The sequence below is a fragment of the Paenibacillus sp. V4I3 genome (assembly GCF_030817215.1).
Lineage (GTDB): Bacteria > Bacillota > Bacilli > Paenibacillales > NBRC-103111 > Paenibacillus_E.
In genome coordinates this window covers 3,803,946-3,818,856 of sequence record NZ_JAUSZA010000001.1, presented here as the reverse complement: position 1 = coordinate 3,818,856, position 14,911 = coordinate 3,803,946, and the positions used below count along the sequence as shown (strand labels likewise).

Below are 14,911 nucleotides of genomic sequence, written 5' to 3'. Positions count from 1 at the left end.
TTCAAACAAGTGATTGTAGCTTATTCGTCTCTAATGGAAAAAACCCTCTATTAAAGTTGGGATTTTCAAAAAATTATTAATATTATGAATTACTTTTTCTAGCTTCAACGGTTACAAAAATGTTTCCTAAATGTTTATTTATTTCAATTATTTCTAAATCTTCTTGTTTCAGTAATTGAATTGTATCTCTATTCAAATGACACCCATCACAAGCTCTCTTCCATATCGGTGACAGGAGATCTTGTAACTTTCCCAATAGGCTATTTTCATGACGAACATGCTCGAATAATAAAATGGTTCCATCAGGCTTACAAACTCTACTAATTTCTCTAATCGCTTCTACTGGGTTTGGTATCGTACATAAAACAAGTGTCCCAACTACAGTATCAAACGAATGATCCGCAAATGACAATTGCTCAGCATTTCCTTCAATTACATGGATAGGAGTTTTGGCTGAGGAAGCTCGCTCAAACGAGGTCTTCCTTAGAACTGGATTCGGTTCAATTGCTGTTACAGTTACGTCCTTATAGAAGCTGAAATTAATTCCTGTTCCGCATCCGATTTCCAACACTTGACCCTTTGCTTTGTTTATTAACTCAGAGCGAATATCTATAAATCTTCTAGTCTCCAAGGGTTTCATTAATCTATCATAATTATTAACAAACCAATTACTACTGATAGATATCTACTCCTTCCAGCCCATATTACACCTATTGAAGCGATAGTCTTTCGCGCTTATCTCCGCGGGAGTGCTCAGCTAAGCTCGGTTTCAATGCTTATCTCTCATTTTGATATTCTTGTTGGACCCCATATCCCAGAAGAACTCCACTATCTCCAACTAGCTCCTAGTCACAGACAAAGATTGACAGAAAAAATAATCAGTAATACTATAATAGGATTGAAGAAATATTCATTTTTCATACACAAAAACATTCTAAGACCATCCCATAGCCTTGCTGATTAAAATAGACAAGTATGAGAATATGGTGTAGCGGAAGGAGGACAACATTGTCTGAGAATCACGAATATGCAGAAACTTTAAACGGCAGGAATCCCCTCAGTCTCCAATCCGACTGCGAGAATTGCTTCGGCTTGTGCTGTGTCGCACTGCCCTACGCAGCTTCGTCAGACTTCGCGAACGACAAAGACGCCGGCCAGCCCTGCCCTAACCTGCAATCGGACTTCCGCTGCGGCGTGCACACTAACCTCAGGCAGCTGGGCTTTAGAGGTTGTACGGTTTATGACTGCTTCGGCGCGGGGCAAAAGGTTTCCCATGTCACCTTCGGCGGAAACGACTGGCGTCAAGTTCCAGGTTCCGCAAAGCAAATGTTCGAGGTATTCCCGATCATGCGTCAACTCCATGAGCTGCTCTGGTATCTGACTGAAGCGCTGACGCTGCAGGCATCCCTTTCTATCCACGGTGAACTCACCTTAGCGCTCGACAAAACGGAACGCCTCACTCACCTTAGTAGCGAGTCTCTCATGGAACTGGACGTGGCAGCACACCGAGCCGATGTCAATGTACTGCTTTTACGGACGAGCGAGCTCGTGCGAGCCGAAGCCCTGCGCAAGCAGAAAAAACCCGCTGGACGTCAGAAGACCTACGGTCGAGGAGCCGACCTCATCGGGGCCAATCTCAAAGGCGCCGACCTCAGAGGCGCTAATTTGAGAGGGGCTTACCTTATTGCAGCTAACCTCAGAGGTGCCGATCTGAGAGTGGCTGACCTCATCGGGGCTGATTTCCGGGACGCTGATCTTAGCGGTGCCAACCTCACCGACAGTATCTTTCTCACCCAAGCCCAACTCAACGCGGCGAAGGGCGATGGCGATACCAAGTTGCCACCGTCGCTCACCCGACCAACGCACTGGTCCACTTTCTAGAGCATAGAGCATTATATAATGAGGTCAGCCAGTTTTATGGGTTGATCTCTTTTTATTTAGCCATCCAGTGTGGCACTCGCTAGTCCATTTCCATGCCCGCCCTACACTATATTCTATTTCGGTTTAATTTGTTGAAATACCTTTTTCAAAACTAATCTCCCATTACTTCAATTATAATCAACAGCCCGCCGCAGCAGCCTGATCAATGAGTACACTCTTGTATTCCGTTATGCTATAATTTCAGAAAAATAAGATAAGGGAGTACTAGATGACTACTTTAATAGATAAAATTGCATGGATATACGTTGCTGATGATCAAATATTAGGCGCTCGTTCCAAAGGAAAAGATACCTATTATTTACCTGGAGGAAAAAGGGAACCCGATGAAACCGATATCGATACTCTTTTACGAGAAATAGAAGAGGAATTATCCGTTCGAATAAAGCCAGAAACCGTCTTGCATTTTGGAACGTTTGAAGCTCAAGCCCATGGTAAAGCGGAAGGTATGCAAGTGAAAATGACTTGTTATACGGCGGATTTTGAAGGAGAGCTGAGTCCAGCTTCTGAAATAGATGAATTGGTCTGGCTAACCTATCACGACCGGGACCGTGTATCCCCTGTTTGCCAAATCATTTTTGACAAATTAAATGAGATGAAGTTACTTTCATAATCACTTAATCTGAGTTGATTTGACTCGGTAACATGTAATAAGGAAGGGTGTTGGTTGTTGATTTTGTTGTTGATGGCAGTGTCACTGGTCTTTCTAAATATTGGCCACATGTTCGTGAAAAAGTAAGGAGCTGCCCGCGGCAGCTCCTTACTTTTATTCATCTAAATTCCCTGCTAGCATTGTCTAATCAGTGCACAATCTTTTTTAATAAATCTTCTACTTTAGCTTGCATGGATCGTATCGTTGTTTTCCTATATTGAATACCAAGCCGGAGTACCTTCAATTGCTGTCTTCGAGAAAGTCTTCGAAATCGAGGCTCCCTTCTCAGAAAAGTACGAATGATAGACCAGCTGTTGACTGCAATCCGATCTGGTGAGATTTCAGGAATATCATAAGGTAGTGGTCGTTTCCTGAAGCGATTAATCCATGTCCCTACACTTGCAGAGATCTTACTTTCATCTACAAGACAAATAGCAGAACTTTTTTTTGTATGCTTTTTGAGGAAATCGAAATGATGATGTCCGCCCAGGATGACGTAGCCACCTTCTTTTCTGCTTTTACGCACAATCAACAGATGCATTAGATCTTGTGCAACTTTTTTAAACTCCTTATTTCTTAGTGAGGTCTTAGCATTGATACTTTCCGGCTTAATCTTACTTAGAGGTAGATATTGCACTGTATATCTCAACTGTACCCCTCCTCGTCACACCGTTGTTTAATGTAGTCTATTCTAAGTGTATTCTGTTAGTGCTGCGGTGTGAACTCCCGCTCATAAATGTCGCTTCAGACACTTCTGGATGAGTGTATCATCCTCGTAGTCATCATTAACAATGCAAAAAAACAGCTCTCCTTAGGAGTAGCTGCCCTTCTTTCACCTCTATTCGTGATAAGCTTTCTGTCAATCCGTTTTGTGACCGTAAATTTGCAAATCATGAATGGACCAATAATTCCCTGCTTTCACTGTCTGGACAATCTTTACGTATCGCGTAATTTGTGGATTGAAGTTGATTTCTAGTACGCTTGTGCCAACACCCGATACGACTGAAGATCCCCAATTGAAGCCGTCCGTAGATACGTATACCTCGTACTTTCTTGGATAATCATTCGGTGAGTTCTCACTCCTCAGCACAATCTTGTTGATTGTGAACGAGTTCTTCAAATCAATTTGATAAAATTGCCCAGGTGCTTGAGCTGTCCCTGTATCCCAGCGCGTATAAGGACTGCCATCAATCGCACCTTGAGGTTTGCCAGAACTGCTGGTTACTCCCCATTCTGCCCGGTTCAGGGCAACTACATCGGTAGTCGTCACCGTTGCCGATTGTGAAATCTCTTTTGTCCCTGATACTCTGATCTGATACATGTATTTGTTTCCTACCAACGTATCCGCATCGACAAAACTAGTATCTGGCACTTGTTCAGCGATCACCTCGTAGCTGCCCTCAGCCGTACCTGTTTTTCGTAAAACATCGTAACTATGTGCTCCTTCAGATTCTTTCCAACTAAGCTCAATCGCATGATTCTCTATAGGCTTTGCCTGAATCCACGTAGGTGCAATCGGTTTTACCCCATCTGTCCGCGACAGGATATACTGTACAGCTTCGCCTGGAAGCAGCGTTTCCTTGAATTCAAGCTCAGGGGCTGCTTGCAATCCTGTCAAATACGTTCGAGCTGATTCATAGGTATCACCCGCTCCGAATCGTTCTCCCTCGTACAAAGCAGCTTCAGGCATGGTTACTTTGGCATGTATCGTTTGCGTACTCGTCCCAAAATTTACGAAGTTAAGCAGAATTTTATCCGACTTCGCTCCTGATCCTGGCAGTGCAGGCAATGTCGATGTATCCACGCCGCGAAAATAAACAAGCTTATCAGCCAACTCAGACTTGTTGGTAAGTTCGTAAACTAGCGGTTTCCCATGCGTGGCATAGGCTAGATTCAACCTGCGCATAATCCCAACTCGTGTATCTTTATCCGTTAAGTTCTTATGAATCTTCATTTGTGCTGGGTTTTGTGTATTCAAATCAATCCCCGACTCAAACAAGGCATATTGCGGATAAAACGCTGCATGCTGCATAAACATATCGGCATAACCGATATGAGCCCTCATAATACGATCAAAGACCGCCGAATGAGGCTGCGTAGCACCAAACTCTTTAGGATCCATATGGCTATCCGAAGTTCCATACTCCGTATTCAACATTAGCTTCTTAAGGCCATCCTCTGACCCTCCGAATGTTTGCAGATTTTCTAAGAAGCTTCCGTCCTTATTATCGGAATACGAAGTTCCGTAAGCATGTCCATTCGTTAAATCCGTCAACTCTTCTAGCTCCATTCGCTGCTCCGAATCATCTTCCCACCCGTCAGGATCCCCACATTTAAACATGCCGTACGAGATTTGATTTCTACATGATCTAATGTTGTACTTAGGTGCATATGCCCAGCCCGGAGCCACTGTTTTCACATGAGGTGCAAGCTCAGGAAGATGGGTTTTTAACCACTTCGCAATAGCTAGATTCACCCCTTTGGAGCGATTGAACAAGCCTGGTTCATTATCAATCTCATAGTATTGAAACATGGACCCATACTGCTTCACATAGTCCAATAATTTATTCTCTGCATCTGCTGGCAGTGTGCCATCCTCTTTCAGCTTAATATTTCCTGTATGCAGATGAAGGGCTACTGCCCCAGTATTGTAATCACGCAGAGTTTCGTAATAAGACTTGATCGACGAACACCCCTGTTTCACATCTGTCGCACAATCTACCCTCATCACATTGCCGCTGTAGGCGATTCCTAGCCATTTCAATACATAAGGAAGGTGCCTAACTGCTCCCTGATCATAGTAGAATGACAGATTGCTTACCTTCGTACCGGATTCCACATATCTCCCATGAATCGGTTCTCCGGCAGGTGAAGACAGCGCATCAAGGGCTAGGTAATCCCATTTCCACCAGAGAAATTTATTCTCATCTTCCGTACAATACAAACAGCCTACGGTTGACAGCTTCAATTCGTTATTTCCCAGCTGCAGCTGCTCCTTAGGAATATAAAGCTCATATAATTTCTTGTACGGGTAGGTGCTTGTTGTCCCTCCGACTCCAGCAATCTGGATGATGCCAGAAAGCATCTTGTTGGAGAAAACCGCCATCTGAGGAATGGCTTTATGAGCATCCAGAATTCTAACTCGGAAATGAACACCATATTCGGGTATTTCAGCTAACGAGAAGTTGATCGTAAAGGTAGGATTCAAGGATTTATTAAGACCTTGAGGCACCGTGTCCCAAGCATCCGTTTGCTTCAAGTCAGGCGTTACGGTGAAGCTGCTCTGTCCTGTGCTCTCTTTTCCAAATTCCAAATAGGAATCGTTCTGATTGCCCAACATCCATATTTGATTACCAATCTGATTGGAAACTGTCATCACTTTTGCAAAATCTGTTTTTGCCGATGCACCATAGTTATTCGAAGCCGAGGTCAGGATCAGTAAGATCAACAAGGCAGTTGGTACAATCACATATCTCATCATGTTAGATACCTCTCAACCATCAAGGAAGTAATAGGACACTCGCGGGAATAATTTCTTTCACTTGGGACGGACTCGTCCACATGACTTTGGCAACAGCACCATTCGTATTATCATAATATTCAACTTTCAAATCAACAGGCACGCCAGCGGTTAGTGCAATGGTTCCAGATCGTTCCACCCAGCTTTGATTAAACCAACTATCAATAACCAACACGCCATTCACCCAAACTCGGATGCCATCGTCACTTAGCGTAGAAATCTTATAGGTTTCCGTATATTTGGGCTTGAGTTTACCCGTCCATCTCACGGAAAACGTATCTGCTTGCATAGAAGGAAAAGGAGCTGCTGTGGACCAATTGAAATCAATCTTGGCATCTTCCTTCATTTCCTTCAACGCGGTCAAATCCTTATTATCGTAATATTCCGCTCTTAACCCATATCTCTCATCCTGTAAGACAGGTTGTAAGACAGGTTGTGAGACAGGTACTTTAATAGGTTGAAGAGACTCTCTTGTCAGTAATTTGGAATTCTTATAGAAGGTTTCAATTTCTTGAAGGTTATTATTTTCGGCCAGCATTTTGCCCCATGTCATCAGATAGGCCCATTTGGGCTGCTCATTCAAAACAGTGCCACTAGGCAGCTCACCATTTTCTCCCACGGCAACAGGCTTACCATTCGCCAATTCAACAATTTTCGTGTAATAATCTGGATGGTAATCATTGTCATAGATATCAACGGCGAGAACATCCACCTTATTTTCTCCAGGATATGTGGCTGTATACGAGTCAGACCTCGCATTCGGTGCATTCGGACTCCAAACCCACAGCAAATTGTTCAACTTATGCACATTAACGAAGCGGTCGTACATGATATTCCATAATGCAGGGAAGTTGCTCTTCTTACCCCACCAGAACCAATTACCGTTCATTTCATGATACGGGCGCCATAAGACAGGAACACCTGCATCCCTAAGTTTCCCTAAGTACGCGGCTGCTTTGTCGAGATCTGCAAGCAATTGCGTGTACTGGGGAGTACCTGGCGTAACGTACTTATCAAAATCGGCTTGGCTCATTTCCTTCTGTACATTCGACCAGCAAAGGCATGTTCCGGGAATACTTTCATGAAATGATATCGTCACCAGACCGCCAGACTGATTCCACGCAATCGCACTATTTACCACCTTTTGTCTTTGATCTGCCAATTGACTTTCTGATTGATCCTTAATAGCACCGAATTCATAACCATGAAGACCCGGATATTTACCCGTCCAGCTTTTGACTTGATTCGTCCATTCATCCGGGCTTTCTAAATAATCATGCTGCCCGCTAATCATGCTTACACCCGAAATGGCATACAATTGCTGCAGTACTGCCTTAGCCTCGTACGTTGCTTGTGAGTTGATAGGAACAACTGACGCATTCGTTACGTTAGGTTGAAGCAAGAAATTCGGTGCTAGCAAAGAGAGTAGAAACAATAAGGAAACCACCTTCTTACGCACACCCACCTTTCCAAAAAAATCGATCATCATCTTTCCTCCAGTATCGTAGATTGACACAATGAACCCTGAATTACGCTCCTTACAAGCGTGTTCATCCTGCTTAATCTACCATACAGGTCATATATTAGATTTATATAAGCATTATATAAATGTTTTGAAAGTTTTTCCAATTTCAGTTATGCTTTCAAACAAGGAATCGCCTTCCATTCGCCAAAGTCGAATAGAAGGCGGTTCGTTGTTTCAAAACAAATCTTAAATAAATTGGTGAAGGGGGATATCCTTCCATGCCATACAAATACGAACCGTGTCTTCTTCAACTAATTCGGATCCGCTTTGGACCTCGATAAATTCAACATCCGTTATGGCTCGAATGCTGTGCCGGGTTCCATCTGGTATTCGAACGACATCACCAGGCTTCACTTGATAGAGCTTGTCATTAATGACAATATCCGCAACGCCGCTTACGATCGTCCACACTTCACTGCGTTTATAATGCAGCTGATAGCTTATATTTTTACCTGCATGGACGAGAATCCGTTTGGTCAGCACCTCATTATCTTCCGCATATTTGACATAGTCAATTACTCGATAACGTCCCCACCTGCGCTCCTCATACATCGGTCGGTGTTCAATTTTATTCATGACTTCCTTAATCCGGGGACTTTCCGACTTGCTCGTTACTAGAATCCCATCAGGGCTGACGGCGATAACGGCATCCTTAATCCCAATCACCGTAACAGGAATGTCCAGCTCATTAATCAAATGGGTATTATCGGAATCCTCAGTTACGATGCCCGTTCCGATCTGGGATCGACTCATTTCCTCTGTCAGTGTATTCCAGGTGCCAAGGTCTTTCCAATAGCCGTCGTAAGGTACGACAACACAGCTGGCTTCCTTCTCTACAACTTCGTAGTCAAAGCTAATTTTCGTTAATCTATGATAGTTTTTAAGCATTTCTTCATACTGAATCGGGATGCCCTTATCTACCATGACTTCAATGAGATACCCTAGCCGGAAAGCGAAGACACCGCAGTTCCAAAGCGCCTTCTGTTCAATCAAGGCAGCTGCTTGTTCACGATTCGGCTTTTCAGCAAAATGGTTAACGTGAAGTGCTTCTGACCCTTCTCTGCGTTTGTCAGAGGGAACGATATACCCGTATTTCTCAGACGGAACCGTTGGAACAACGCCCATTAGTGCCAAATTCGCATCCGTTTCGTGCAGAACATACTCTAGCTGTTTGATTTTCTGAAAGAAAGCCTCATCGACATACGGATCTACGGGTAACACCGTAATCACTGTGTTCAGGGGCAAACTTTCGACATCATACATATAGGCAGCAGCAAGCGCGATTGCAGGGAAGGTATCTCTTCTCTCAGGCTCAACAATAAGAGGGGCGTCGCCACCCAATTGACTTATGATCATTTCTACCTGGGAGCGGTTCGTCGCCAAGTAAGCATCATCGCCGAGGCCCGTATTCTGCAGTTGTCTCCATACACGTTGAACCATGGATTCACTTCTGCCTTCAGCATCTTCAAGTACCCTTAAGAATTGCTTAGATCTGGAATCATTGGACAATGGCCATAGTCGTTTACCCGACCCGCCGGAAAGAAGAACCAATTTCATGAATACCACGCTCCACTCGGTTTATTTGACTATTATCTTGCCAGCGCTTTTGGACGGGATGCCCCGATCAAGTCAGGTCTCCCTACGGAATAATATTTGAGTCCAGTTCCCTGAACCTGCTCTTTGCTAAACACATTGCGACCATCAATAAGAATCGGCTGCTCCATGACGAATATGAGCTGTGACAACGGGACCGCTTTGAATTCTTCCCAATCCGTAAGTAAACAAATGGCGTCGGACCCCGTGGCTGCCTCCAGGGCATTCTCACACCACTGAATCGCCGGATGGTCGATACGTTCCTTGAATTTCTCCATCGCAATGGGATCATACAGCTTCAGCCGCGCTCCCGCACGAATCAGTGTTTCAACGATTTCGATGGAAGGTGCATAACGAATGTCATCCGTGTTCGGTTTAAAAGACAATCCCCAGATGCCAACGGATTTGCCGCTAAGCGGACCGAGTGATGCCTCCAGCTTGGAAATCACCTTATAACGCTGCGATTTATTCACCTCGACAACCGATTTTAACAATTGAAACTCATAGTCGACATTGCCGGCAATTTGAATCAACGCGTCGGTATCCTTGGGAAAGCAAGATCCTCCGTAGCCGATACCCGCACTCAGAAAGGAAGAGCCAATTCGCTTATCTTGCCCCATTCCTTTGGCAACTTCAGTGACATCTGCGCCAACTTTCTCGCAAATGTTCGATATTTCATTAATAAAGGAAATTTTGGTCGCCAGAAAGGCATTCGAAGCGTACTTGATCATCTCCGCACTCCGAATACTTGTAACGAAGATTTGATCGGTAAATGAACGGTGCAGCTCAGTGAGGGGTGCGGCTAAGCTTGGATTTTCAATCCCGAGGACAATCCGATCCGGATGAAGGGTATCGTCGATCGCCGAGCCTTCCCGCAGAAACTCTGGAATCGATACGACGTCGAAAGACTGCAACGTATTCATGGCAATAATCATTTGAATATGCTCGTTCGTGCCAACAGGAACTGTGCTTTTTGTAGCTATGATTTTATAGCTATTCATCGCCTTCCCAATTTCCATGGCTGCCTGCTCGATATACGCCAGATTAGCCTCTCCATTTGGTAAGGATGGTGTGCCCACCGCAATGATAATGAGCTCGGATTGACTGATGGCTTGTGCCAAATCAGCGGTAAAGGCCAACCGACCGGCATTCAGATTCTTCTCCATCAGTTGTTCAATACCAGGTTCATAGATCGGAGAAATCAGGTTTTGCAGCTTTTCAATTTTCTGTTCATCGTGATCCACACAGATTACGTTATTGCCCACTTCAGCGAAGCATACCCCGGAAACTAACCCCACATACCCCGTCCCGATTACTGCAATATCCATACGATTAATGCCCCTCTCTGAATTGTTGGTAGGCCTTACCCATGTAGTCTTTTAGTTTATCCATGAATGTTTTCTCATCAAATTTCTGCGCGTGCTGAACAATTTGCCTTACATCCCAAGCGTGATTTTCAAGTTCCTGAATAGCAAGCAGCAGATCCTCTACCTCTTGCCGTTTGAAGAACACACCATTCACATGAGGCACAATTGTATCTAGCGCACCTCCTGCCTGATAAGCAACTACGGGTCTTCCGGCAGCATTCGCTTCCAGCGGTGTAATGCCGAAATCCTCCTCACCAGGAAAGATTAACGCTCGGCACTGCGCCATCATTTGAGTGACCGAACCGTCATCCAGCCTTCCCAGGAAGCGGATATTCCCTTTGGCCATTGCCTTAAGCCTCACCATGTCGGGTCCTTCTCCAACGATGTATAACGGCAGTCCATTTCGATTAAATGCTTCTACCGCCAGATCAATTCGCTTGTACGAAACAAGTCTCGATACAATCAAATAATAATCATCAATGGAAGATGAGCTATGGAATCGCGACGTATTAATCGGCGGAAAAATCACATCGGAATCGCGTTGGTAATAATTACGAATGCGATTTTTTACGACGGAGGAATTAGCGATAAACTGATTCACATTGGCCGACGTTTTTTGATCCCATTGCTTAAGCCTATCGATATAGATTTTCAAAAGCCGCTTCATCACACTTGAATTGCTTTGTCGCTCCATATACGTGTCATAATCCCAAGCGAATCGCATCGGTGTATGGCAGTAACAGAGGTGAAACGTTTCCTTCGGAACCTGAATACTTTTCATGAAAGCGCTGCTGGAGCTAAGCACAATATCGAATTCTCGGAAATCAAAATCCTTAATCGCAAACGGATATAGGGGAAGCATTTCTTTAAAATGACTTTTCCCACCGGGCATTTTTTGCAACCAGGAGGCCCGTATATCCGCATCTCTTAGCTCATCTAGCAGTCGATTATTGCTAAACATGGTCGTATAGATGGGAGCACTCGGGTACATTTGGTGAAAGACCTCAACCACTCTTTCGGCCCCGCCCATTTGAACCAAATAATCATGCGCGATTGCTATTTTCATTTGATCCATCCTTTATTTACTAGCAGATAATTACGAGTTAGCAATTAAACCTGCATAGTAATGAGTGATTTGGGTAACGGTTCGTTCGATGACAAAGTGTTGTTCCACGCGTTTTATGCCATTCTCACTCATTCTGCGCCGCACTTCTGGATTCTCCAGCAGGTAGCGTATGGAATCGGCAAGCAAAGCGGGGTCTCCGGGAGTAATGAGAAGTCCCGTTTCGCCATTTACAACCGTTTCAGTCGGACCGCCTTCGTTAGATGCAATAACGGGTAATCCAGCCGCCATACCTTCTACGATGACCTGACCAAATGGCTCAGGAGTTATGGAAGTATGTACCAGAAGGTCCGCTTGCTGCATTAATGTTTGAATGTCATCCACATGACCCAATAAGGTGACATTGTACAGCTTGTCATCTGCCATTTGCTGAAGCAGCTGCTGCTTATACGCGTCTTCCCCGAACAAGGCATCCCCGGCTAACCAGAACTGAACCTGTTGATCGGGTAGAAACGACTTGGCCGCTTCGAGTAAAATATGTTGGCCTTTCCACTCCGCTAGCCTGCCAACTAGCAAAACAACGTAGGGCTTCATCCATTTTTTCTCTACAGCAATCCTTGAATTCTTCGTTTTTGCGAAAGCCGAGTAGACAACTAACGTTTTTTTCGATTTCGGCAAATGCAGAGCATTCAAGGTCGAATTAGAATTCGCTATGACGCCGTTCGGCAGCAAGCGGGACATCCATCGTATCGCCTGAGCGACGATCGGTTTCAAGTACGGAACTCCAATATGGTCCCGAATATGCCAGATGAGAGGAATACCTGCCAATTTAGCAGCTACAGCTCCATAAAAAGCAGATTTCAACGAATTGGTATGTACACAGACGACTTGTTCTGCTTTCAATAATTTGGAGAGTCTCTTCCCATAGGTGAGAAGCTCAAAAGCGGCAGATACAGCTTGCAAATTCACCGCATTCCGGTTGCGATTGCGTACCTTATCACTTAAAGGCAAGACGCGAACGTCGATACCTTTATCTCTTAACCGCTCTACGAGCACACCCTCTTCGGCCACAATGACTAGTGGGTCTACTTCGTTTCCGAGATGGGTAATAATGTTATAAAGTGCGACTTCTCCCCCGCTCCATCTAGCGGTATGATCCAAATAAGCTACCCTCATCCTGTTCACGTCCTCCTTTCTTCCCAGCGGTTACCCGACGATTGCCGCCATAAGCAATCATATGTTGATCGATTACGTGATTAAATACACTATCTACCTGTTTGGATACACGATCCCAGGTGTAATTCTCCAACACATGGCTTCTGCATTGCTCTGCGGTGGGCCACATTTCACGGTGCCGCAATAAGCGAATTAAACCAGAAGCCATATCTTGGCTGCTTTTACCTGCAAACAGCATATCTGGTCGGTATTTCTGAAGAATCTCACGATTGCCTCCAATCGGTGTTGCCATAACTGGAACCCCGGCGGCCATTGCTTCAACGGTAATTAATCCGAAGCCTTCTAACGCTTGCGAAGGTACAACGAACAGATCAGCAGCCTGATAATAATCAGCAAGGTCGTCGTCGGGGATGTAGCCCAGCATTCGAACGCGAGCTTGGAGACCATATTCAGCAATTCGGCTTTCCAGCTCATCTCGCAGCGGCCCTTTGCCACCTATGAACAGCACGGCATCCGGAATCGTTCTCGCAACCTCTTTCCAAGCTTCCAGTAATTGAAGAAGACCCATTCGGTTGACTAATCTTCTTAAGGTCAACACCGCTGTCGTCCCTTCCTCCAGCTGCAACTTCCTTCTTATCGCTGTGCGATTCGCAGCCGGCTTGAACCGGGTAACATCAGCTCCGCCTGGTATGATGTGAATCTTAGAAAGCGGGACACCGTACTTGTGATGAAGAATATCACGGAAGGTTTCACTTAATACAATGAAAGCATCCGCCAGCCGATAAGCCTTCATCTCCCAGCTCTTCGCGATCATTGTTTTGATTCGATGCTTCAATCCCTTGCCTTCGAGCCTAATTTCCTCACTCCAAGGACCATGAAACGTCATCACCACCGGAATATTTCGCGCCTTAGCCTCCATGGCAACTCCTATACTATAGGGAGCAAAATGGGAATAAACGATATCGATGTCCTGCCCGTTCATCAGATCAGCAGCGTGCTTCCGAAAGGCATCACGTCTTTTACTTAACTTCAAATCGGTGACGGCTACGTTCGTGACGCGGAGGTCATCTTGAACGACCGGCTTATTCGCACTGCATACCAGCGCCTCCAGCTCATGACGGGTAGCTAAGCTTGCGCAAATATGTTTGAAATAAGTGTTTAAACCTCCAGGCTGTGCAGATGGCCAACCCATTCCGGTACACAGGATCCGCAAACTATTGCAGTGTAGCATAAGCTTTCCCCTCCTTAATTGGCTCTTCCTGAGCCTGTTTCACTCTTTTCCGAGCAAGCCCAAGCTCATACTGTTTCATACATACTAGGAATTCGTATATTCCCCAAAAGAGGGATACTGCAAGTCCTGGAATACCCTTCTTATACAAGCCATGAACGATATATTTCTGTACAAATCGCAAGGGAGGACGGACGAACATTCGCAGCAGACTAAATTGTTTCCCTGCAACTACAGCGCCTTCCGCTTCCAGATCGGTATACTTATTAAACCGCTGAATGTGATCATGAATGCTGCGGAAACCATAATGCCACAGAACACCTGGCACATACGCGATATTCTCACTTGAGACATCCGGTGTTTCATGCACCAGACTTTCCCGGTACTGAATTTCGGTACGGTTATAGAGACGGACAAGCTTCTCGCCCTTGCCCATCCAGCGTCCTAGAAAGTCACCTATACGCAAGACAGCATAAGCTTTGCTCGGATCAGACAAGTCATTTTTTAACTTCTGAATCGATGCTGCTAGAGGTTCACTAACAACCTCATCGGTATCAATAACGAAAATCCAATCATAGGTAGCTTGATCACTGCCATAAATACGCTGCTTTGCATAACCAGGCCAAGCGTTCACATATACCTTGCAGCCCAACTGCTCAGATACACGGACTGTTCCGTCCTTGCTCCCGCCATCAATGACAACAATTTCGTCTGCAAAAGGCATGCAGGAGGCAATCGCACCCGCTATTCTCGTTTCATCGTCTTGCGCAATGATGACAACAGAAATCCGATTCTCTCCCACAGCGTCACTATAGTGACTCATTTCGTTCGCCCCTCCCCCAGTTTCAA

Annotated in this window: 12 protein-coding genes; 2 read left to right on the top strand and 10 right to left on the bottom strand. The window is 45.1% G+C overall.

Annotation, left to right across the window (positions count from 1 at the left end; genetic code table 11):
- Positions 1-82 precede the first annotated feature (82 nt).
- Entirely contained in the window at positions 83-640 is a 558-nt protein-coding gene (locus tag QFZ77_RS17435; RefSeq protein ID WP_307441383.1) for a class I SAM-dependent methyltransferase, read from the bottom strand.
- A gap of 368 nt (positions 641-1,008) precedes the next feature.
- Between QFZ77_RS17435 and QFZ77_RS17430 the strand changes: the two genes are divergently transcribed.
- Both QFZ77_RS17430 and QFZ77_RS17425 read left to right on the top strand, forming a co-directional pair.
- Positions 1,009-1,881, top strand: a complete 873-nt coding sequence (locus tag QFZ77_RS17430; RefSeq protein WP_307441381.1) for a pentapeptide repeat-containing protein — start codon at positions 1,009-1,011, stop codon at positions 1,879-1,881.
- A gap of 268 nt (positions 1,882-2,149) precedes the next feature.
- Entirely contained in the window at positions 2,150-2,551 is a 402-nt protein-coding gene (locus tag QFZ77_RS17425; protein ID WP_307441379.1) for an NUDIX hydrolase, read from the top strand.
- A 187-nt stretch (positions 2,552-2,738) separates the two neighbouring features.
- Here the strand turns inward: QFZ77_RS17425 and QFZ77_RS17420 are convergent, their stop codons facing one another.
- From QFZ77_RS17420 to QFZ77_RS17380, 9 genes are all read right to left on the bottom strand, one after another.
- Entirely contained in the window at positions 2,739-3,239 is a 501-nt protein-coding gene (locus QFZ77_RS17420) for a hypothetical protein (protein WP_307441376.1), read from the bottom strand.
- 210 nt (positions 3,240-3,449) lie between these two features.
- The gene (locus QFZ77_RS17415; RefSeq protein ID WP_307441375.1) at positions 3,450-6,071 is read right to left on the bottom strand and encodes a discoidin domain-containing protein; all 2,622 of its coding nucleotides are present in this window, start codon (positions 6,069-6,071) and stop codon (positions 3,450-3,452) included.
- 19 nt (positions 6,072-6,090) lie between these two features.
- Positions 6,091-7,599, bottom strand: a complete 1,509-nt coding sequence (locus QFZ77_RS17410) for a glycosyl hydrolase (protein ID WP_307441374.1) — start codon at positions 7,597-7,599, stop codon at positions 6,091-6,093.
- Positions 7,600-7,821: 222 nt separating this feature from the next.
- Positions 7,822-9,192 carry a sugar phosphate nucleotidyltransferase gene (locus tag QFZ77_RS17405; protein ID WP_307441373.1) on the bottom strand — a complete coding sequence of 457 codons (1,371 nt, stop codon included), beginning with the start codon at positions 9,190-9,192 and terminating at the stop codon, positions 7,822-7,824.
- A gap of 32 nt (positions 9,193-9,224) precedes the next feature.
- Complete coding sequence (locus tag QFZ77_RS17400) at positions 9,225-10,556, bottom strand: UDP-glucose dehydrogenase family protein (protein ID WP_307441372.1); 1,332 nt, start codon at positions 10,554-10,556, stop codon at positions 9,225-9,227.
- A 4-nt stretch (positions 10,557-10,560) separates the two neighbouring features.
- Positions 10,561-11,661 carry a glycosyltransferase gene (locus QFZ77_RS17395; protein WP_307441371.1) on the bottom strand — a complete coding sequence of 367 codons (1,101 nt, stop codon included), beginning with the start codon at positions 11,659-11,661 and terminating at the stop codon, positions 10,561-10,563.
- Positions 11,662-11,691: 30 nt separating this feature from the next.
- On the bottom strand, positions 11,692-12,834 hold the full coding sequence (locus QFZ77_RS17390; protein ID WP_307441370.1) for a glycosyltransferase family 4 protein: 1,143 nt from the start codon (positions 12,832-12,834) through the stop codon (positions 11,692-11,694).
- Entirely contained in the window at positions 12,803-14,065 is a 1,263-nt protein-coding gene (locus tag QFZ77_RS17385; RefSeq protein WP_307441367.1) for a glycosyltransferase family 4 protein, read from the bottom strand. Before QFZ77_RS17385 ends, QFZ77_RS17390 begins: the two co-directional genes overlap by 32 nt.
- The gene (locus tag QFZ77_RS17380; RefSeq protein ID WP_307441365.1) at positions 14,049-14,885 is read right to left on the bottom strand and encodes a glycosyltransferase family 2 protein; all 837 of its coding nucleotides are present in this window, start codon (positions 14,883-14,885) and stop codon (positions 14,049-14,051) included. Before QFZ77_RS17380 ends, QFZ77_RS17385 begins: the two co-directional genes overlap by 17 nt.
- Positions 14,886-14,911: the final 26 nt, after the last annotated feature.

Bases quoted from the DNA above. Each gene is read 5' to 3' on its own strand.
- QFZ77_RS17435 (WP_307441383.1), bottom strand. From the start codon at position 640: ATGAAACCCTTGGAGACTAGAAGATTTATAGATATTCGCTCTGAGTTA.
- QFZ77_RS17425 (WP_307441379.1), top strand. From the start codon at position 2,150: ATGACTACTTTAATAGATAAAATTGCATGGATATACGTTGCTGATGAT.
- QFZ77_RS17415 (WP_307441375.1), bottom strand. From the start codon at position 6,071: ATGATGAGATATGTGATTGTACCAACTGCCTTGTTGATCTTACTGATC.
- QFZ77_RS17410 (WP_307441374.1), bottom strand. From the start codon at position 7,599: ATGATGATCGATTTTTTTGGAAAGGTGGGTGTGCGTAAGAAGGTGGTT.
- QFZ77_RS17405 (WP_307441373.1), bottom strand. From the start codon at position 9,192: ATGAAATTGGTTCTTCTTTCCGGCGGGTCGGGTAAACGACTATGGCCA.
- QFZ77_RS17400 (WP_307441372.1), bottom strand. From the start codon at position 10,556: ATGGATATTGCAGTAATCGGGACGGGGTATGTGGGGTTAGTTTCCGGG.
- QFZ77_RS17395 (WP_307441371.1), bottom strand. From the start codon at position 11,661: ATGAAAATAGCAATCGCGCATGATTATTTGGTTCAAATGGGCGGGGCC.
- QFZ77_RS17390 (WP_307441370.1), bottom strand. From the start codon at position 12,834: ATGAGGGTAGCTTATTTGGATCATACCGCTAGATGGAGCGGGGGAGAA.
- QFZ77_RS17385 (WP_307441367.1), bottom strand. From the start codon at position 14,065: ATGCTACACTGCAATAGTTTGCGGATCCTGTGTACCGGAATGGGTTGG.
- QFZ77_RS17380 (WP_307441365.1), bottom strand. From the start codon at position 14,885: ATGAGTCACTATAGTGACGCTGTGGGAGAGAATCGGATTTCTGTTGTC.